The organism is Azotobacter armeniacus (assembly GCF_054779355.1).
The window spans coordinates 36,271-55,680 of record NZ_BAAGYK010000050.1 but is presented as its reverse complement, the minus strand read 5'-3'; the positions used below and the strand labels follow the sequence as shown (position 1 = coordinate 55,680).

Here is a 19,410-nt window from a genome sequence, read left to right as displayed (position 1 = left end):
CACGTTCGTGCGAGGCCGGTGCAGGGTGTTTCTTCGGTGGGGAAAGAGCGTAAGGTACGAAGCGTACAAAAATAAGACAAGCTTAAGGGGAAACGGAATGAGCGAGGCATTATCCATTCACCATGATCAGGCCGGACATCAATTCGAGGCTATCATAGATGGGCATCGCGCCTATCTGGCCTATATGGACCTGGGGAAGAATACCTTGGATATCTACCGTACCTATGTTCCCACTTCCTTGCGCGGTCGCGGTATCGCGGCTGCCTTGACTGCCGAGGCGCTAGACTATGCCAAACGCATGGGTTACACGGTGATTCCGTCCTGCTCGTACGTCGAGCGCTACATGGAGCGCCAGCAGCATTAGCCTTGAAAGGGCTGGCACGAACAGCAAAACGCCGGGTGATCATCCCCGGCGTCGTTGTTTCTGGTGGTCAGGGGCGTTTCCGTTTCGACAGGACATCCTTGAGCTTGGTGTGCATGTCGCGCACTGCCGTGACCGTAGCTTCCCAGTCGATGCAGGCATCGGTGACAGAAATCCCGTACTTGAGGTCGCTCAAGTTTGCGGGGATCGACTGGCTGCCCCAGCCCAGATTGCTTTCCACCATCAGGCCGATAATGGATGAGTTGCCTTCGAGGATCTGGTTGGCGACGTTGGCCATTACCAGGGGCTGCAGGGCTGGATCCTTGTTCGAGTTGGCATGGCTGCAGTCCACCATGATATTCGGCAGGATGCCAGCCTTGTTCAGCTCCTGCTCGCAGATGGCAACGCTGACTGAGTCGTAGTTGGGCTTGCCGTTGCCTCCGCGCAGAACGACATGCCCGTAGGTATTGCCCTTGGTGGCAACGATGGAGACGCTGCCCAACTGGTTTATACCCAGGAAGCGGTGGGGCCTGGACACCGACTGAAGTGCATTAATCGCTACGGTCAGGCTGCCATCCGTGCCGTTCTTGAAGCCGACGGCAGACGACAGGCCGGAGGCCAGTTCGCGATGTGTCTGGGACTCCGTTGTGCGGGCGCCGATGGCCGACCAGCTGAACAGATCCTGCAGGTACTGCGGAGAGATCGGATCCAAAGCCTCGCCTGCGGTCGGCAGTCCCGTTTCGGCGATATCGAGTAGCAGCTGGCGAGCGATGTGCAGCCCCTCTTCGATCTTGAAAGTGTCGTCCAGATAGGGGTCATTGATCAGGCCTTTCCAGCCAACGGTGGTGCGGGGTTTCTCGAAGTAGACGCGCATCACCAGGAACAGGGTATCGGAGACCTCTGCGGCAAGGATCTTCAGCCGTTCCGCGTACTCATGCGCCGCCTTGACATCATGGATGGAGCATGGCCCGACAACCACGAACAGACGATGGTCCTTACCATCGAGAATGTTGCGGATGACTTCGCGACCGTGGGAGACGGTGTTCATGGCGGCGGCACTCAAGGGAATATCGGCCTTGAGCTGATCTGGGGTGATCAGGGGGTCGTTGGAGACAATATTTATGTCATTTATCGGTAAATCGGCCATTGGGTTACTCATCAGGTCACTGTGCCAGCCGCCAGCATCCCCGCGCGGCGGGGCACGGCATGTGAGGCAATGGGAAAGAAGGAACCTTAACGCGTTATGCGCAGCGTCGACAATGGGCTTTTGGAGAATACCGAGAGAGAATGAAAGGGAGGGCGTCGGTTTCCCCCTGCATGGGCAGAGCTGCCGTGATACGGATTCGGCTCCTGCCGTGCACCTGTTCCGTGCAGGTGCGCCCTCCGTGCGCTTGGCGGTGATTGGTCGATTGAGCGCAGGAAAGCTATTGAGGTGACGAGGCGTCTGGCTTTATTCGGTAAACTATCAATAATGGTTATAAAAATGCTGTCATTTTGCGGGCGTTCGTTATCTTGGTTTGAGGGACAGCCATGAAGCTTCAGCAACTGCGTTACATCTGGGAAGTTGCGCACCACGATCTCAACGTCTCAGCTACCGCCCAAAGCCTCTACACGTCGCAGCCCGGCATCAGCAAGCAGATCCGTCTCCTCGAGGACGAACTGGGGGTGGAGGTTTTCGCGCGTAGCGGCAAGCACCTGACGCGGGTGACACCGGCTGGCGAGCGGATCATCACCACCGCCGGGGAAATCCTGCGCAAGGTGGAAAGCATCAAGCAGATCGCTCAGGAATTCTCCAACGAGAAAAAGGGCACCCTGTCCATCGCAACGACGCATACACAGGCGCGCTATGCTTTGCCTCCGGTGATCAGTGCTTTCATCCAGCAGTACCCGGAAGTTTCTCTGCACATGCATCAGGGCACGCCGATGCAAATCGCTGAAATGGCGGCCGATGGAACCGTCGACTTCGCCATCGCCACCGAGGGACTGGAACTGTTCAGTGACCTGATCATGATGCCCTGCTACCGCTGGAACCGTTGTGTGGTGGTGCCTCACGGGCATCCACTGACCAAGTTGCCCAAGCTGACGCTGGAGGCGGTGGCCGAATATCCGATCGTCACCTATGTATTTGGCTTCACCGGGCGTTCCAAGCTGGATGAAGCCTTCCTCAGTCGCGGCCTGACCCCCAGGGTGGTATTTACCGCCGCCGACGCCGATGTCATCAAAACCTATGTGCGGCTCGGGCTTGGTGTGGGCATCGTGGCCCGGATGGCGATAGATGAGAAGCTCGACGGCGATCTGGTTGTTCTCGATGCCAGCGAGCTCTTCGAGTCCAGCGTGACCAAGATCGGTTTCCGCCGTGGTACTTTCCTGCGCGGGTTCATGTGCGACTTCATCGAGAAGTTCGCTCCGCACCTCACCCGATCGGTCTTGAGCAAGGCCATGCAATGCCACAACAGGGCCGAGCTGGACGAACTGTTCGAGGGGGTCGAGCTGCCAGTGTACTGACGGGGCGGACCGCCGCGGATCAGCTCTTGCCGGTCAAGTTGCCGGCGTGCAGTCCACATTCCTTGTGGGTGGCTTCCTCCCACCACCAGCGGCCCTCGCGCTCGTGCTGGTTGGGCAATACCGGACGGGTGCAGGGTTCGCAGCCGATGCTGATGTAGCCCCGCTCATGCAGAGGGTTGTAGGGGACCTCGAGCATGCGGATATAGCCCCAGACCTCTTCGCTGCTCATCTGTGCCAGCGGATTGAACTTGTACAGGGGGCTGTCCGCCGAGGAGAAGGCGCCATCCACCTCGAATTCGGCCACCAGGCTGCGGGTGCCAGGGCTCTGGTCGCGGCGCTGCCCAGTGGCCCAGGCGCTTACCGTGGCCAGTTTGCGCCTGAGTGGCTTGATCTTGCGGATGCCGCAGCATTCGCCATGACCGTCCTTGTAGAAGCTGAATAGCCCCTTTTCCCTGACCAGGGGTTCAAGCAGGTGGGCCTCGGGCGAGAGTACTTCGATGGCAATGCCATAGTGCTCGCGCACCTGCTCGATGAAACGGTAGGTCTCGGGGTGCAGGCGGCCGGTATCCAGGGTGAAGACCCTGACATTCTTGTTGAGCTTCCAGGCCATATCGACCAGCACGACGTCCTCGGCGCCACTGAAGGAGATCCACAGCTCTTCGCCGAAATGATCGAAGGCAGTCTGCAGGATTTCCTGGGGCGATTTGCCGGCGCAGGCAGCGGCCAGCTCGGCGGTATTCACGGCTTGCTTCATCAGGCGGTTTTCCTAGTATCGTGAGCGGCTGGGGATTGTGCGTCGCAAATACTAGCAAAGGGAAGTTTTCCCCCTAAATAATCGATCTCGAGTGGCGAATTCATTTTCGTTATGAGCGATTACAACTCGCGGAGGGTTTCCAGCAGCGTCCGCACTTTGGTGATGGACTCCTGATATTCCGCTTCCCAGTCCGAGTCGGCAACGATGCCGCCGCCGCCCCAGCAACTGATCCGTCCATTCCGGGCCAGCAGGGTGCGGATGATGATCGAGCTGTCGAGCTCGCCGCGCACATCCAGATAGAACAGTGAGCCGCAGTAGGCCGAGCGGCGCTTGCCTTCCAGTTCCTCGATGATCTGCATGGCACGGATTTTTGGCGCGCCGGTGATGGATCCCCCCGGAAAGCTGCCGGCGAGCAGGTCCAGGGCATCCTTCCCGAGAGCCAGTTCACCGCAGACACAGCTGACCAGATGGTGCACGTTCGGATAGCTCTCCAGGACGAACAGTTCGGGAACGCGCACCGAGCCGGGCTGGCAGCTGCGGCTCAGGTCATTGCGCAGCAGGTCGACGATCATCAGGTTTTCGGCGCGGTCCTTGGGGCTGTTGCGGAGCTCGTCGGCGAACAGCCGATCTTCCTCGGCGTTGCGACCGCGCGGTCGGGTGCCTTTGATCGGCCGGGTTTCTACCTGTCCATGCGTGATTCGCAAAAAGCGTTCCGGCGAGAAGCTGAGAATGGCGCCACCCTCACCCAGGGACTGGTATCCAGCGAAGGGCGTCGGGCAGGCTTGACGCAGGGCCTTGTAGGCTGCCCAGGGATCGCCACGGAAGGATGCTTGGAAGCGCTGGGCGAAGTTCACCTGATAACAGTCCCCGGCCTGGATGTAGGCGAGAATGCGCTCGATGGCCAGGCGGTAGTCGTCGGAGGTCAAGTCTGGTGTGAAATCCGCATCGAGGTGGAATTCTGCTGCTTGGATTTTGGCTGGTACAACAAATAACTGCTGCAGACGCTCGCATTCGGTGCTGTCCAGGCTGGGATGACAGACCAGTTCGGTAGTTCTCGAATGATGATCGCTGATCAGCGCCCAGGCATATAGGCCGAGCTCGGCATCGGGAAGCTCCTGATCATCGTGGGCCGTAGCGGGCAGACGCTCCAGGCGACGGGCAAAGTCGTAGGACAGGTAGCCCATCAGGCCGCCGGCAAAAGGAAGCCCGCGTACCTTTGCGTAGCCCAGGCTCGCAGTCGCCTGGCGCAGGCGGTGGAGGAAGTCGCTGCCGGTTTCGCCGGGCTCGGGGCTGAGCCGGGCCAGGGGCCAGGCGCTGAGCAGGTCGTAGCGCCCCCGCTGCGACGCCGGCTGGCCACTGTCGAACAGCACGGCGCCGGGTGCCTGGCGGATTCTCTCGAAGTAGATGGCTGGATCGGCACTATAGGGAAGAGCATGGGTACGGCAACTGGGCATGCGGGTGCGTCGATTGTGGCAAAGTCTGATTGTAGCGCCAGAGGGGCCAGACTGCCGGCCTCCCAAGGTAATCCGCCCCCGTAAGGGGGCGGGGGATCAGACGGCGGTGGCAGAGACGTGGCCGAACAGCTCCTGGGAAAAGCGCACACGCTCTTCGGGCGTCTCCTGGATGTCGTGCTCCTTCAATTCGGCCAGGCGGGCCTCAATCGCGTGAGTGCGAAGAGCCAGACCACCATCATTGGCTATCTGGATGTTTAGCCCGGGACGAGCGTTGAGTTCGAGGATCAGCGGCCCCTTGATCTCGTCTAGCACCATGTCCACGCCGATGTAGCCGAGACCGCAGAGCTCGTAGCAACCGGCTGCCAGCTTCATGAAGCCGCCCCAGTCGGGCAATTGCACGCCGTCCACCGGATTGGTGGTGTCCGGATGCTTGGCGATCTTGTTGTTCAGCCAAGTGCCGCGCAAGGTGATGCCTGTGGCCAGATCGACACCGACGCCGATGGCGCCCTGGTGCAGGTTGGCCTTGCCGCTGGACTGGCGGGTCGGCAAGCGCAACATGGCCATCACCGGGTAGCCCATCAGCACAATGATACGGATGTCCGGTACGCCCTCGTAGCTGATGCTCTTGAAGATCGGATCCGGCTTGACCCGGTACTCGATTAGCGCCCGGTCCCGGTGTCCGCCGAGGGAGTAGAGGCCGGTGAGGATGCTGGAGATGTGATGTTCGAGCTCGTCATGGGTGACGATCTTGCCGGAAACCGTCTTGTAGCGGCCTTCGAAGCGGTCGGCGATGACCATGATGCCGTCGCCGCCGGCCCCCTGGGCCGGCTTGATCACGAAGTCGCTGTGCTCGCCAATGATTTGATCGAGCGTCTCGATTTCCTTCTCGGTCTCGATGATCCCGTAGAGCTCGGGTACATGAATGCCGGCTTCGATGGCGCGATGCTTGGTGATGATCTTGTCGTCGACGATGGGATACAGGCTGCGCTTGTTGTACTTCAGCACATAGTCCGCATTGCGCCGGTTGATGCCCATGATGCCCTTGGCTTCCAGGGCCTTCCATCTCTTCCACAGGTTGATCATGACTCAGTCCTTCAGGAAGGCCTTGAAGCGGAACAGCTCCGTCAGGCGGTAGCCACGGTAGCGCCCCATCGCCAGCATGAAGCCAACCAAGATCAGCAGCACCGTCGGGAAGGTGAAGATGAAGTAGGTCAGCTGCGGAATGTTCATCAGCAGGTGGGCCAGCGAGGCGGCGATGATGGTGCCGAGGGCGACCTTGAAGGCATGGCCGCCGCCGCGCTCTTCCCAGGTGATCGACAAGCGCTCGATGGTCATGGTCAGGATCACCATTGGGAACAGTGACACCGACAGGCCGCGCTCGAGACCGAGCTTGTGGCTGAACAGGCTGATGATGGCGATCAGCACCACCACGAAGGTCAATACCACCGACAGGCGTGGAAGCATCTGCAGCTTGAGGTGTTCGAGGTAGGAGCGCAGAGACAGGCCGAGGGCGGTGATCAGGGTGAACAGGATGATGCCGAAGCCCACCTGGGTTTCGCGGAAGGCCAAGGCAATCAGGACTGGAGTGAAGGTGCCAAGGGTCTGGATGCCGATCAGGTTGCGCAAGATCAGGATTAACAGCACGCCGATCGGAATCATGACTATGATCTGGTAGGTCTGCTGGGTTTCCAGCGGCAGGCCGTACAGGGTGTATTCGAGGAAGTCGGCGTCGGTATTCTGGTCGGTCATCTTGGCCAGGCCGATGGCGTTCAGCTCGCTATTGTTCAGGGTGAAGTTGACCTGGGCCTGCTTGCCGCCATCCACGCTGATCAGGGGCTCGTCGCCGGTCCACCAGATCAGGCGGTCAGCCGGCAGGCCCTGTTCGCCGCTGTCCGGGTTGAAGTACAGCCATTTCTTGCCATTGAAGCTGCGAATCCAGAGTTCGGGGCTGATCGCCTGGTCGGCGATCAGGCGCAGGGTATGTACGCGCTCCATCGGCACGTGGGCGAAGGACAGCAGGAGCTCAACAATGCGGACCCGATTCGAAGTCGAAGTATTGCCGGCAGAGAGCAGCTTGACATTGTCGTCGTTGAGGTTGTTGACCCGTTTGATGGTCTCGCCGATGAAAGTTTCAACGTCGGCCGAATGCTCGCGGATGGGTGCCAGTAGGGCTTCGGCGGCAATCTTTTCGGCACCCTCCAGTGGGATGCTATCGCGGAAAATCGGCCCCTTGGGCTTGGGCAAGTCGCCCGTATAGCGCTTAGTGAGGGCCAGGCGATAGTAGAGGGTCTGCTTGCCGCTGGCGCGCCGCGCCGACCAGGTCACCCGGCGGTTGTTGTCGACCTGGTTGACGCTCACCCCATAGTTGTTGGAGATGAAGCTCTCATTGAGGCTGACGTAGTCCTGGTTGAGTGGCGGAGCGAACATCTGCACTTTCACTGGCTCGCGGGGATTGGCCTGAAATTCGACGCGAGCATCGATGTTCCACAGGTCGTCGGTCTCGTCTTCGGTCACCGGGATGCCCAAGACGAAGATCTGATGCGCCGTGACCAGAACTCCGATCGATACCAACAGGACGATCAGTATTTTCAAATGCAGGTTGAGAGCGCGCATGCATATTACTCGGCGGAATTTGCAACAGTGGTGCAGCCGGGCTTGCCGGTTGCATATTTAATGCCCGGATCGACCAGAGCGCCGAAGCGTGCGAGTGCGTCGGAGCCGATCAGCAGCGGATATTGAAATGCACTCCGGTCGGTCAGGTTTACCTCTATGGTGCGCAGGCTATCGCCCATGCAGAAGTCCAGCTCGACGACCGGACGAGCTGTGTAGGTCTTGCTTTCTTCCTGGTCATAGTCGCCAGATCGGCGCTTGATCTTGCTGATTCGTGCCAGCGGCCGCTCGATGGGATGTGCGTGGCTATCGTCGATGGCCAGGTAGAAGCGTACCCAGGTTTCGCCGTTGCGCTTGAAGCGGCTGATATCGCGGGCACTGAGCGACGCTGTCTCGGCCCCCGTGTCCAGCTTGGCCACGACCTCCAGCTTGAGTTCAGGCAGCAACACGTATTCGTTCAGACCAAAGATGGTCTTCTCGGCGGCAGAGAGCAGGCCGGGAATGAGCAGCAGACAAGACAGAAGGGCAAGGGGCTGGAATCTCATAGGTCCTATAGACGGAAGCAATCAACGATTCAGGCATCGGCTTGGCGAGTGGATCCAACATGCCTATGTGCAGCGTGCGGATGTGGGCAAGGCCCCGGCCGCACGCGGCGCGCATTCTAGCACGGGTTTCCCACATCGACAGATCCGTTACCCCGGGTCTGCGAGAGGTGCGGAGAGAAGCACGCCTTGCAACTATTGTCGACAATGGTATGTTTTTATTTGACATATAGATCTGTGCAGCCTATTTTCTGCACAATAAAAACACAAAGTGTCGACAATATGCTAGATGCTACTTACTCATCCCAAAGTATCCCGAACGACTCCGAGACGCTCTCCGAGCATGTCTTCCGGCGCATCCAGGCGGCGATCGTGAAGGGCGAGATCGCCCCGGGCAGCAAGATCTCCGAGCCCGAGTTGGCGCGGACCTACGGCATCAGTCGTGGTCCCCTGCGCGAGGCCATCCATCGCCTGGAAGGGCAGAAGCTGCTGGTTCGGGTGCCCCATGTGGGGGCCAGAGTGGTTTCGCTCAGCCACCAGGAACTGATCGAGCTCTATGAAATCCGCGAATCCCTAGAGGGTATGGCCTGCCGGCTGGCGGCCGAGCGCATGACCCAGGCCGGGGTCGATGAGCTGCGCCGGGTGCTGGATACCCATGAGCGCGATGCAGCCTTCCAGGCCGGTGTCGGCTACTACCAGCAGGAGGGCGATTTCGATTTCCACTATCGGATTATCCAGGGTAGCGGCAACCAGACGCTGATGCGCATGCTCTGCGGGGAGATGTATCAGCTGGTGCGTATGTACCGCATCCAGTTCTCCTCCACGCCCAACCGGCCGCGCCAGGCCTTCAACGAACACCACCGGATTCTCGATGCCATTGCCGATCACGACGGCGAACTGGCCGAGCTGCTGATGCGCCGGCACATTGCTGCATCCCGGCGCAACATGGAGCGTCACTATGAGGACGCTCAGGTGAATACAGCCAATAAAAGGGGTAAGTCATGACTCAGACGTCTGCCGGGCAACGTTTCCGCGATGCCGTCGCCAGCGAGCACCCGCTGCAGGTGGTTGGTGCCATCAATGCCAACCATGCGCTGCTGGCCAAGCGCGCCGGCTTCAAGGCCATCTACCTGTCAGGTGGCGGGGTGGCGGCCGGTTCTCTGGGCTTGCCGGACCTGGGCATCACCGGCCTGGACGACGTGCTGACCGATGTACGCCGTATCACCGACGTGTGCGACCTGCCGCTGCTGGTCGACGTCGATACCGGCTTCGGCTCCTCGGCCTTCAATGTTGCCCGCACCGTCAAGTCGATGATCAAGTTCGGTGCCGCCGCCATCCATATCGAGGATCAGGTGGGGGCCAAGCGCTGCGGTCACCGGCCGAACAAGGAAATCGTCTCCCTGCAGGAGATGGTCGACCGGATCAAGGCGGCGGTGGATGCCCGTACCGACGACAGCTTCGTGATCATGGCACGCACCGACGCGCTGGCAGTGGAAGGCCTGGAGGCGGCATTGGATCGCGCCGAAGCCTGCATCGAGGCGGGTGCCGACATGATCTTCCCCGAGGCCATCACCGAACTGGCGATGTACAAGACCTTCGCCGACCGAGCCAGGGCACCGATCCTGGCCAATATCACCGAATTCGGTGCCACGCCGCTGTATACCACAGAGGAGCTGGCCTTGGTCGACGTGTCCCTGGTGCTCTACCCGCTGTCGGCGTTCCGCGCCATGAACAAGGCGGCCGAGAACGTCTATATCGCGATTCGCCGCGACGGTAGCCAGAGGAATGTGGTCGACACCATGCAGACCCGCATGGAGCTCTACGATCGCATCGACTATCACACCTACGAGCAGAAGCTCGACGTGCTGTTCGCTCAGAAGAAGAACGGCTGAAACCTTGTTGTCGCATCCAGAATAAATTCAAGAGGAGAGAGCAATGGCTGAAGCAAAAGTATTGAGTGGTGCCGGTCTGCGTGGCCAGGTCGCCGGCCAGACTGCATTGTCCACCGTCGGTCAGGCGGGAGCTGGATTGACCTACCGTGGTTATGATGTGCGTGAACTGGCCAAGGACGCGCTGTTCGAGGAGGTGGCCTACCTGCTGCTGTACGGCGAGTTGCCGACCCATGCCCAGCTGGATGCCTACCTGACAAAACTGCAGGGCCTGCGTGACCTGCCCCAGGCGCTGAGGGAAGTGCTCGAGCGCATTCCGGCCAACGCTCATCCCATGGATGTGATGCGCACCGGTGCTTCCGTTCTCGGGACCCTGGAGCCGGAGCTCGACTTCGATCAGCAGCACGATGTCGCCGATCGCCTGCTGGGCGCCTTCCCGGCCATCATGACCTACTGGTATCGCTTCACCCATGAGGGTGTGCGCATCGACTGCGTCACCGATGAGGTGACCATCGGCGGTCACTTGCTGGCCTTGCTACATGGCAAGAAGCCCTGCGATCTGCATGCCAAGGTGATGAACGTGTCGCTGATCCTCTACGCCGAGCACGAGTTCAATGCCTCCACCTTCACTGCCCGGGTCTGCGCCTCGACCCTGTCCGACCTATACTCCTGCGTCACCGGCGCCATCGGCTCGCTGCGCGGCCCGCTGCACGGCGGCGCCAACGAGGCGGCCATGGAGCTGATCGAGCGCTTCGGCTCACCCGGTGAGGCAGTGGCTGAGCTGCTCAAGATGCTCGAGCGTAAGGACAAGATCATGGGCTTCGGCCATGCCATCTATAAGGATTCCGATCCGCGCAACGAGGTGATCAAAGGCTGGTCGAAGAAGCTCGCCGAGCACGTAGGTGACAAGGTCTTGTACCCGATTTCTGAAGCCATCGAGCGGACCATGTGGGAGCAGAAGAAGCTGTTCCCCAACGCCGATTTCTTCCATGCCTCGGCCTACCACTTCATGGGCATCCCCACCAAGCTATTCACCCCGATCTTCGTCTGCTCGCGGGTTTCCGGCTGGACCGCCCACGTATTCGAGCAGCGCGCCAACAACCGCATCATCCGCCCGAGCGCCGAGTACATCGGGGTCGCCGAGCGTCCCTACGTTCCTCTGGACAAGCGCTGACTCTATCTCAGGGGCCGGCCTGCTACGGGCTGGCCCTGACAACTCTTTCCCTGCAATCTCTAGGAAAAACCATGAGCGCCAACGTCGACCTCAACAACCGCCCTGATTACGACAAGGTTCTGCAGGACATCGCCGATTATGTCCTGAACTACAAGATCACTTCGAAGGAAGCCCTGAACACCGCCCGCAACTGCCTGATCGACACCCTCGGTTGCGGCCTGCTGGCCCTGCGCTTCCCCGAGTGTACCAAGCACCTAGGCCCGATCGTCGAGGGCACCGTGGTGCCGAATGGCGCTCGCGTGCCGGGCACCAGCTTTCGTCTCGATCCGGTCAAGGCGGCCTGGGACATCGGCTGCATCGTGCGCTGGCTGGACTACAACGACACTTGGCTGGCGGCCGAGTGGGGGCATCCGTCCGACAACCTCGGCGGCATCCTGGCTGTAGCCGACCATCTCTCGCAGAGGCGCGTGGCCCAGGGCGAGGCGCCACTGACCATGCGCGCCGTACTGGAAGCCATGATCATGGCTCACGAGATTCAGGGCGTGATCGCACTGGAAAACTCCTTCAACCGCGTCGGCCTGGACCACGTCATGCTGGTCAAGGTAGCTTCTACCGCCGTCTGCGCCAAGCTGATGGGCGCCCATCGCGAGCAGTTGCTGTCCGCGCTGTCCCATGCCTTCGTCGACGGCCAGGCACTGCGCACCTACCGTCACGCGCCGAACGCCGGCTCCCGCAAGTCCTGGGCTGCCGGTGACGCCTCCAGCCGCGGTGTGCGCCTGGCCGACATCGCCATCCGTGGCGAAATGGGCATCCCGGGCGTGTTGACCGCTCCGCAGTGGGGCTTCTATGACGTGCTGTTCAGCCATACCAATAAGGATCTGGCGACCAAGCCGGAAGACAAGCGCCACTTCAGCTTCCTGCAGGGCTTTGGCTCCTACGTGATGGAGAATGTGCTCTTCAAGATCAGCTTCCCGGCCGAGTTCCATGCCCAGACTGCCGCCGAAGCTGCGGTGAAGCTGCATCCGCTGGTCAAGAACAAGCTGGATCAAATCGAGAAGATTGTCATTACCACTCATGAGTCGGCGATCCGCATCATCTCCAAGGTCGGTCCGCTGGCCAATGCCGCCGACCGTGACCACTGCATCCAGTACATGACCGCCGTGCCGCTGGCTTTCGGTAACCTGGTGGCCGAGCAGTACGAGGATGACTTCCACGCCGCAAACCCAATCATCGACGAGCTGCGCGAGAAGATGGTGATTGTCGAGGACGAGCGCTATAGCCGCGAGTATCTGGAAGCCGACAAGCGTTCCATCGCCAACGCCATTCAAGTGTTCTTCAAGGATGGCAGCAGCACCGAGCAGGTCGCTGTCGAATACCCAATCGGCCACCGCCGCCGCCGAGAGGAGGGTATCCCGCTGCTGGAGGAGAAGTTCAAGGCCAACCTGGCAACCCGTTTCCCGAGTCAGCGCTGCGTGCAGCTCTTCGAGCTGTGCAAGGACCAGGCTGCGCTGGAAAGCACCCCGGTCAACCGCTTCGTCGATCTGTTCATGATCTGATCTTCAGAGCACAGGCGGTAGTGACACGAAAAAGCCGGGGCCTGATGGCTCCGGCTTTTTTCAGATTTGTTGTGGCGAGGGTTTGCCGCACGGTATCCCGTTTTGGCGTGCAGCTATTTCAGGCGCCGCTCCACACCCTTCTCGACAAGAATTTTTGCCGAGATCTCTTCTACCGAGAACTGGGTGGAATTGATGTGGGGAATATTTTCGCGACGCAGTAGTTTTTCCGCCTCACGTACCTCGAACTCGCACTGGGCGAAGCTGGAGTAGCGACTGTTGGGTTTGCGCTCGTTGCGAATAGCGGCCAGGCGTTCGGTGTCGATGGTCAGGCCGAACAGCTTGTCCCGATAGGCTTTGAGGGCTGTCGGCAGCTGCAGGCGCTCCATGTCTTCTTCCGTGAGTGGGTAATTGGCGGCACGGATGCCATACTGCATGGCCATGTACAGGCAGGTTGGAGTCTTGCCGCTACGGGAGACGCCCAGCAGGATCAGATCGGCCTTGTCGTAGTAGTGGGTACGGGCGCCGTCGTCATTGTCGAGGGCGAAGTTCACCGCCTCGATGCGCTCCATGTAGTGAGTGTTGTGGCCGATGGAGTGTGATTTGCCTACGGAGTAGGAGGAGTGGGAAACCAGCTCATGCTCCAGTGGAGCGAGAAAGGTCGAGAAGATATCGATCATGAATCCGTTGGATTTGGCCAGAATGTCACGGATCTCTTGGTTGACGACGGTGTCGAAAATGATCGGCCGGGCGCCATCCTTCTCTGCCGCAGTATTGATCTGCTGCACCATGCCGCGTGCTTTTTCCGTCGTGTCGATGTAGGGGCGCGTGAGTTTGGTGAAGGAGATGTTCTCGAACTGCGCCAACAGGCTCTGGCCAAGGGTTTCCGCGGTGATGCCAGTGCCGTCGGAGATGAAGAAAGCGGTTCGTTTCATTGCACCCTTGGCCTTAAGGATATGACGATAGTTAGGCTATGATAAGCCCCAGCATTGCTAGGTATTCCTTGCCCGACATTGTCACTTATTTCCCTGGGTCAAGCCAGAATTGTGCGGAAAGATCCCCCTGAGCTTCCCAACCCTTAGTGGAGAATTCATCTTGGTAGAATACGTAGTTTCCCTTGATAAGCTCAGCGTCCACGATGTGGAGCGAGTAGGGGGCAAAAACGCATCCCTGGGCGAAATGATCAGCAACCTGTCCGGCGCCAGCGTATCGGTTCCCGGGGGCTTCGCCACTACCGCCCAGGCCTACCGTGACTTCCTCGAGCAAAGCGGTCTGAACGAGCGTATCCATGCAGCACTCGACGCGCTGGATGTGGATGATGTGAATGCACTGGCCAAGACCGGCGCGCAGATACGCCAGTGGGTGATGGAAGCCGATCTGCCTGCCCTGCTCGATGCCGATATTCGCAAGGCCTTCGCTGAAATGGCGGGCGGCAACGATCATCTGGCCGTGGCAGTGCGTTCCTCCGCTACTGCGGAAGACCTGCCTGACGCCTCCTTTGCCGGTCAGCAGGAAACCTTCCTCAACATTCGGGGCGTGGACAACGTGATCCGCGCGGCGAAGGAAGTCTTCGCCTCCCTGTTCAACGACCGTGCTATCGCGTACCGGGTACACCAGGGTTTCGACCACAAGCTGGTTGCCCTGTCTGCCGGCGTGCAGCGCATGGTGCGTTCGGAAACCGGCACCGCCGGGGTGATGTTCACTCTGGATACCGAATCCGGTTTCCGTGATGTGGTATTTATCACGGGTGCCTACGGTCTCGGCGAAACCGTGGTACAGGGCGCGGTGAACCCTGACGAGTTCTACGTGCACAAGCCGACCCTGGAAGCCGGTCGCCCCGCCATTCTGCGCCGCAACCTGGGCAGCAAGGCGATCAAGATGGTCTACGGCGAAGAGGCGAAGGCCGGCAAGTCGGTGAAGACTGTCGAGGTGAGTGGCGAGGATCGTGCCCGCTTCTGCATCAGCGACGCCGAAGTCACCGAGCTGGCCAAGCAGGCGCTGATCATCGAGAAGCACTATGGTCGTCCGATGGACATCGAATGGGCCAAGGATGGTGATGATGGCAAGCTCTATGTCGTCCAGGCCCGTCCGGAAACCGTGAAGAGTCGAGGCAGCGCCACCGTGATGGAGCGCTACCTGCTGAAGGAAACGGGCAACATCCTGGTCGAGGGGCGTGCTATCGGCCAGCGCATCGGTTCCGGCCCGGTCAAGGTGATCCACGATATCGCCGAAATGGACAAGATTCAGCCGGGCGACGTGCTGGTCTCCGACATGACCGACCCGGACTGGGAGCCAATCATGAAGCGCGCCAGCGCCATCGTCACCAACCGTGGCGGGCGTACCTGTCATGCAGCGATCATCGCTCGCGAGCTGGGCATCCCGGCGGTCGTTGGTTGCGGCAACGCCACCAGCGTGCTGCAGGATGGCCAGGGCGTGACCGTCTCCTGCGCCGAGGGCGATACCGGTTACATTTTCGAAGGCGAACTCGGTTTTGATATCCGCAAGAACTCCATCGATGCCATGCCGCAGCTGCCGTTCAAGATCATGATGAACGTCGGCAATCCGGACCGGGCCTTCGATTTCGCCCAGCTGCCGAACGAGGGCGTTGGTCTAGCCCGCCTGGAGTTCATCATCAACCGCATGATTGGCGTGCATCCCAAGGCGCTGCTGAACTTCGTCAGCCTGCCGCCGGAAATCAAGGCCAGCGTCGAGAAGCGCATCGCCGGCTATGACGACCCGGTCGGCTTCTATGTTGCGAAGCTGGTCGAGGGCATCAGTACCCTGGCCGCGGCTTTCTGGCCGAAGAAGGTCATCGTGCGCATGTCCGATTTCAAGTCCAACGAATACGCCAACCTGATCGGCGGCAAACTCTACGAGCCGGAAGAAGAGAACCCAATGCTTGGCTTTCGTGGTGCCTCGCGCTACATCAGCGAATCCTTCCGCGATTGCTTTGAACTGGAATGCCAGGCGATCAAGAAGGTGCGCAACGAGATGGGGCTGAGCAACGTCGAGATCATGATCCCCTTCGTGCGCACTGTGGGCGAGGCCAGTCAGGTCATCGACCTGCTCGGCAGCCATGACCTCAGGCGTGGAGAGAATGGTCTGCGCGTAATCATGATGTGCGAGCTGCCGTCCAACGCGCTGCTGGCCGAGGAGTTCCTCGAGCACTTCGATGGTTTCTCCATCGGCTCCAACGATCTCACCCAGCTGACCTTGGGCCTGGACCGCGATTCAGGCATCGTCGCTCACCTGTTCGATGAGCGGAACGCCGCTGTGAAGAAGTTGCTGTCCAGCGCCATCCAGGCCTGCAACAAGGCCGGCAAATACATTGGCATCTGCGGCCAGGGGCCGTCGGATCACCCGGATTTGGCCAAGTGGCTGATGGAGCAGGGAATCGACAGTGTATCGTTGAACCCGGACTCGGTGCTCGATACCTGGTTCTTCCTGGCCGAGGGCCAATTGGCGAGCTGATTCCAGATGCTGTGCGGTGATCGAAAAAAGGGTGGGCTGGTTCCCGCCCTTTTTTCGCTTGTGGATTTGTATATTCGACGTATGTCGTTTCCATTTGCATCTTTATCCTTCGTTCCGGCATTTCATCTCGTGAAGCTCACCGCTAAGATATGCCGCCAAATGCGCCCGCAATCATGCCACTATCGATGGAGGCGTCATGTCCGTTGCACTCGAGCAGTTGCTGAACCTGCACGGCGGTTGTCGGCGAGCCTTCGGATCGCCGAACGCAATCTTTTGCCGCTGATCGTCGACGATCACCCCTGTTGTTGGCGAACTGCTGCCCGCATCCGGGTGCGGACTGTAGGATGCAACCCTGGGCGGCTGGGCGGCTGGGCGGCTGGGCGGCTGGGCGCTGCGCTGTCGCCGGCGCGGCATCGAGTTCGACTTGGCCAGCGGCCGGGCTCTGTCCGGGGCTGGTATTGTTCAAGCTGGGTTACGAAGGAGATCGCATCGGCGTCGGTCTCTGAGCTTTTCTGGCTTACCCAGGCCCTTGGGCAATGGCCAATGGGCGGTCATCTACCCTGTTGTAATTCTTCAGAGGAGTTTCGCCATGCAATATATTACCCCGGATCTGTGCGACGCTTATCCCGAGTTGGTGCAGGTAGTCGAGCCGATGTTCAATAATTTCGGTGGTCGCGATTCCTTTGGTGGCGAAATCGTCACAATCAAGTGCTTCGAGGATAACTCGCTGGTCAAGGATCAGGTCGATACCGATGGCAAGGGCAAGGTGCTCGTGGTAGATGGTGGCGGTTCACTTCGCCGTGCCTTGCTGGGCGACATGCTCGCTGAAAAGGCAGCTCGCAACGGCTGGGAAGGACTGGTCGTTTACGGTTGCATTCGCGACGTGGACGTGATTGCCCAGACTGAGCTTGGTGTCCAGGCGCTGGCCACCCACCCAATGAAAACCGACAAGCGCGGCATTGGCGATTTGAACGTTCCGGTGACCTTCGGTGGCGTTACCTTCCGACCGGGCGAGTACCTGTATGCCGACAACAACGGCATCATCGTCTCCCCGCAGTCTTTGAAAATGCCGGAGTAATTGCCTCTCGAGCCTGCCGCCCACCCCTTGGCCGGGTGGGTCCGTTCCTGCGCGCAGGGAGCGTGTAAGCCTCCCGCTTTCCCTGCTGTTGAGGTCCGTCGCCGCCCGGCGATGTAGATTGTTCGATATTTGGGTGGATTCGGATGTGACCTGCCGGCGGGCGACCTCGTCTAGGCGTTACATCCAGAGAGGTGCGCATGCACGATCCATTCGAAGAGTCCTTACGCGACCTGCTCAAGTCTTCGGCGTTCACCCATGATGACAACGCAGCATTGGGGCGTGTCCTGAAAATGGCTAACCGTCAGGCGGGTGCGGGCGATCTGTTCGCCCTCATGGGGCACTGGTTCGAGGCACTGATGCTCGGGCTGAACAGCGGATCGCCCCATATCATGCCTGTCTCTCGTCGTAGCACTCTAGATTCTTCTGCAGACAAGGCTGACTGAAATGGAACTCGACCCCTGGACTCAAAGCCTGGTTGCTGCAATGAAAGCGCTTTGGACTAAGGTAGCCAACTTCATTCCCACGTTGTTCGTTGCCCTGATTGTGGTGTTGCTCGGCTTCATCGTGGCCAAGCTGCTCGATACGCTGCTGTCCAAGCTGCTGGCGAAGGTGGGGCTGGATCGTCTGATGTCGGGTACCGGACTGACCCGGCTGCTGGTCAGGATCGGCATTCAGGTGCCGGTCTCGACCCTGATCGGCAGAATCGTCTATTGGTTCGTGTTGCTTGTGTTCATGGTCTCGGCTGCTGAATCCCTCGGCCTGGCGCGAGTCTCCGCGACCTTGGACGTACTGGCTCTCTATCTACCCAAGGTTTTCGGCGCGGCACTGATTCTGCTCGCCGGATTGCTGCTGGCGCAGCTGGTCAACGGTCTGGTGCGTGGCGCGGCAGAAGGCGTCGGGCTCGACTATGCCAGCGGGCTCGGGCGCGTTGTGCAGGGTCTGGTCATCATTATCAGCATTTCCGTAGCGATCGGCCAGCTGGAGATCAAGACCGACCTGCTCAATACGGTCGTAGCCATCGTGCTGATCTCCGTGGGCGTGGCGGTTGCCCTTGCGCTGGGCCTGGGTAGCAGAGAGGTTGCCGGCCAGATCATCGCCGGTATCTATGTCCGCGAGCTCTATCGGGTAGGGCAGGCGGTCAGGATCGGCGATCTCGAGGGGCAAATCGAGGAGATCGGCACGGTCAAGACGATTCTGCTGACCACCCACGGCGAACTGGTTTCGCTGGCCAACCGTTCTCTGCTGGATGAACGGGTTAGCAGTCGCTAACGCGAAGATCTGGTAATCTATGCCGCCAATTTGAACCTGAGGTCTGCGCTTTGGTGGCCGTGACCCGACTGCCAGCCTTTCTTGTCTTGAACACAGACCAATCACTTTCTTCGCGATACGATCCTAAGGAACTGTCCGACGAGGAGTTGGTTGAGCGTGCACATGCCGAGCTTTTCCACGTTACCCGGGCCTATGCAGAATTGATGCAGCGCTATCAGCGCACGCTGTTCAATGTCTGTGCCAGATACTTGGGTAATGAGCGGGATGCCGATGATGTTTGTCAAGAAGTTATGCTCAAGGTTCTCTATGGTTTGAAGAACTTCGAAGGCAAGTCGAAATTCAAAACTTGGCTTTATAGTATCACGTACAACGAATGCATCACCCAATACCGGAAAGAGCGAAGAAAGCGACGCCTGATGGACGCTCTGAGTCTCGATCCGCTGGAAGAAGCTTCGGAAGAAAAGGCGCCGAAACTGGAGGAGCGTGGCGGTCTTGACCGCTGGTTGGTACATGTCAATCCGATCGACCGGGAAATATTAGTGCTTCGATTTGTCGCAGAGCTGGAATTCCAGGAGATTGCCGACATCATGCATATGGGATTGAGTGCCACTAAAATGCGCTACAAGCGGGCTCTAGACCGGTTGCGGGAAAAATTTTCGGGGCTTGCTGAACCTTAGCTTGACAGCTAGCCTCTTAACGAATAGCGATCTCAGCCATCTAGTTGAAAATAAACTTCGAGATTGTCTTGAC

General features: G+C 59.6%; 18 protein-coding genes. 11 read left to right on the top strand and 7 right to left on the bottom strand.

The features are described from left to right. The first annotated feature begins 97 nt into the window (after positions 1-97). On the top strand, positions 98-364 hold the full coding sequence (locus ACYVD0_RS10870) for a GNAT family N-acetyltransferase (protein ID WP_460426836.1): 267 nt from the start codon (positions 98-100) through the stop codon (positions 362-364). 67 nt (positions 365-431) lie between these two features. Here ACYVD0_RS10870 and ACYVD0_RS10865 read toward each other — a convergent pair whose 3' ends face one another. Continuing rightward, positions 432-1,508, bottom strand: coding sequence for a 3-deoxy-7-phosphoheptulonate synthase (locus tag ACYVD0_RS10865; protein WP_460426835.1), 1,077 nt, complete (start codon positions 1,506-1,508; stop codon positions 432-434). Positions 1,509-1,891: 383 nt separating this feature from the next. Between ACYVD0_RS10865 and cysB the strand changes: the two genes are divergently transcribed. Then, a complete protein-coding gene (gene cysB, locus ACYVD0_RS10860; protein WP_460426834.1) occupies positions 1,892-2,866 on the top strand; it encodes an HTH-type transcriptional regulator CysB in 975 nt (324 codons plus the stop codon). Positions 2,867-2,885: 19 nt separating this feature from the next. On the opposite strand, the gene ACYVD0_RS10855 is transcribed toward cysB, so the two are convergent. From ACYVD0_RS10855 to rloA, 5 genes are all read right to left on the bottom strand, one after another. Continuing rightward, positions 2,886-3,620 carry a phosphoadenylyl-sulfate reductase gene (locus ACYVD0_RS10855; protein WP_460426833.1) on the bottom strand — a complete coding sequence of 245 codons (735 nt, stop codon included), beginning with the start codon at positions 3,618-3,620 and terminating at the stop codon, positions 2,886-2,888. Between the two features lie 119 nt (positions 3,621-3,739). Further along, a complete protein-coding gene (pabB, locus tag ACYVD0_RS10850) occupies positions 3,740-5,074 on the bottom strand; it encodes an anthranilate synthase component I family protein (RefSeq protein ID WP_460426832.1) in 1,335 nt (444 codons plus the stop codon). A 96-nt stretch (positions 5,075-5,170) separates the two neighbouring features. Beyond that, the gene (locus tag ACYVD0_RS10845) at positions 5,171-6,154 is read right to left on the bottom strand and encodes an alpha-L-glutamate ligase-like protein (RefSeq protein ID WP_460426848.1); all 984 of its coding nucleotides are present in this window, start codon (positions 6,152-6,154) and stop codon (positions 5,171-5,173) included. Positions 6,155-6,160: 6 nt separating this feature from the next. Then, positions 6,161-7,687 (bottom strand): inactive transglutaminase family protein, encoded by a 1,527-nt coding sequence (rloB, locus tag ACYVD0_RS10840; protein ID WP_460426831.1) that lies wholly within the window; start codon positions 7,685-7,687, stop codon positions 6,161-6,163. A gap of 5 nt (positions 7,688-7,692) precedes the next feature. Next, positions 7,693-8,229 carry an ATP-dependent zinc protease family protein gene (gene rloA, locus ACYVD0_RS10835; RefSeq protein WP_460426830.1) on the bottom strand — a complete coding sequence of 179 codons (537 nt, stop codon included), beginning with the start codon at positions 8,227-8,229 and terminating at the stop codon, positions 7,693-7,695. Between the two features lie 279 nt (positions 8,230-8,508). On the opposite strand from rloA, the gene ACYVD0_RS10830 reads away from it, so the two are divergent. The 4 genes from ACYVD0_RS10830 to prpD all read left to right on the top strand — a co-directional run bounded on the left by ACYVD0_RS10830 (position 8,509) and on the right by prpD (position 12,845). Further along, positions 8,509-9,231, top strand: a complete 723-nt coding sequence (locus ACYVD0_RS10830; protein ID WP_460426829.1) for a GntR family transcriptional regulator — start codon at positions 8,509-8,511, stop codon at positions 9,229-9,231. Continuing rightward, positions 9,228-10,118 (top strand): methylisocitrate lyase, encoded by an 891-nt coding sequence (gene prpB / locus ACYVD0_RS10825; RefSeq protein WP_460426828.1) that lies wholly within the window; start codon positions 9,228-9,230, stop codon positions 10,116-10,118. Before ACYVD0_RS10830 ends, prpB begins: the two co-directional genes overlap by 4 nt. A gap of 43 nt (positions 10,119-10,161) precedes the next feature. Continuing rightward, positions 10,162-11,289, top strand: a complete 1,128-nt coding sequence (gene prpC / locus ACYVD0_RS10820) for a 2-methylcitrate synthase (protein ID WP_460426827.1) — start codon at positions 10,162-10,164, stop codon at positions 11,287-11,289. Between the two features lie 71 nt (positions 11,290-11,360). Then, positions 11,361-12,845, top strand: coding sequence for an MmgE/PrpD family protein (prpD, locus tag ACYVD0_RS10815; RefSeq protein WP_460426826.1), 1,485 nt, complete (start codon positions 11,361-11,363; stop codon positions 12,843-12,845). A gap of 113 nt (positions 12,846-12,958) precedes the next feature. Here prpD and ppsR read toward each other — a convergent pair whose 3' ends face one another. Next, the gene (gene ppsR / locus ACYVD0_RS10810; RefSeq protein WP_460426825.1) at positions 12,959-13,777 is read right to left on the bottom strand and encodes a pyruvate, water dikinase regulatory protein; all 819 of its coding nucleotides are present in this window, start codon (positions 13,775-13,777) and stop codon (positions 12,959-12,961) included. A 160-nt stretch (positions 13,778-13,937) separates the two neighbouring features. Here ppsR and ppsA point away from each other — a divergent pair, with 160 nt between their 5' ends. The 5 genes from ppsA (at position 13,938) to sigX (ending at position 19,337) form a co-directional block, all read left to right on the top strand. Beyond that, positions 13,938-16,313, top strand: a complete 2,376-nt coding sequence (gene ppsA / locus ACYVD0_RS10805; protein ID WP_460426824.1) for a phosphoenolpyruvate synthase — start codon at positions 13,938-13,940, stop codon at positions 16,311-16,313. Positions 16,314-16,902: 589 nt separating this feature from the next. Continuing rightward, a complete protein-coding gene (rraA, locus tag ACYVD0_RS10800) occupies positions 16,903-17,391 on the top strand; it encodes an RraA family protein (RefSeq protein WP_460426823.1) in 489 nt (162 codons plus the stop codon). A 197-nt stretch (positions 17,392-17,588) separates the two neighbouring features. Beyond that, entirely contained in the window at positions 17,589-17,834 is a 246-nt protein-coding gene (locus tag ACYVD0_RS10795; RefSeq protein ID WP_460426822.1) for a CrfX protein, read from the top strand. 1 nt (position 17,835) lies between these two features. After that, a complete protein-coding gene (locus ACYVD0_RS10790) occupies positions 17,836-18,660 on the top strand; it encodes a mechanosensitive ion channel family protein (RefSeq protein ID WP_460426821.1) in 825 nt (274 codons plus the stop codon). An 86-nt stretch (positions 18,661-18,746) separates the two neighbouring features. Continuing rightward, on the top strand, positions 18,747-19,337 hold the full coding sequence (gene sigX / locus ACYVD0_RS10785; protein WP_460426847.1) for an RNA polymerase sigma factor SigX: 591 nt from the start codon (positions 18,747-18,749) through the stop codon (positions 19,335-19,337). Positions 19,338-19,410 lie beyond the last annotated feature (73 nt).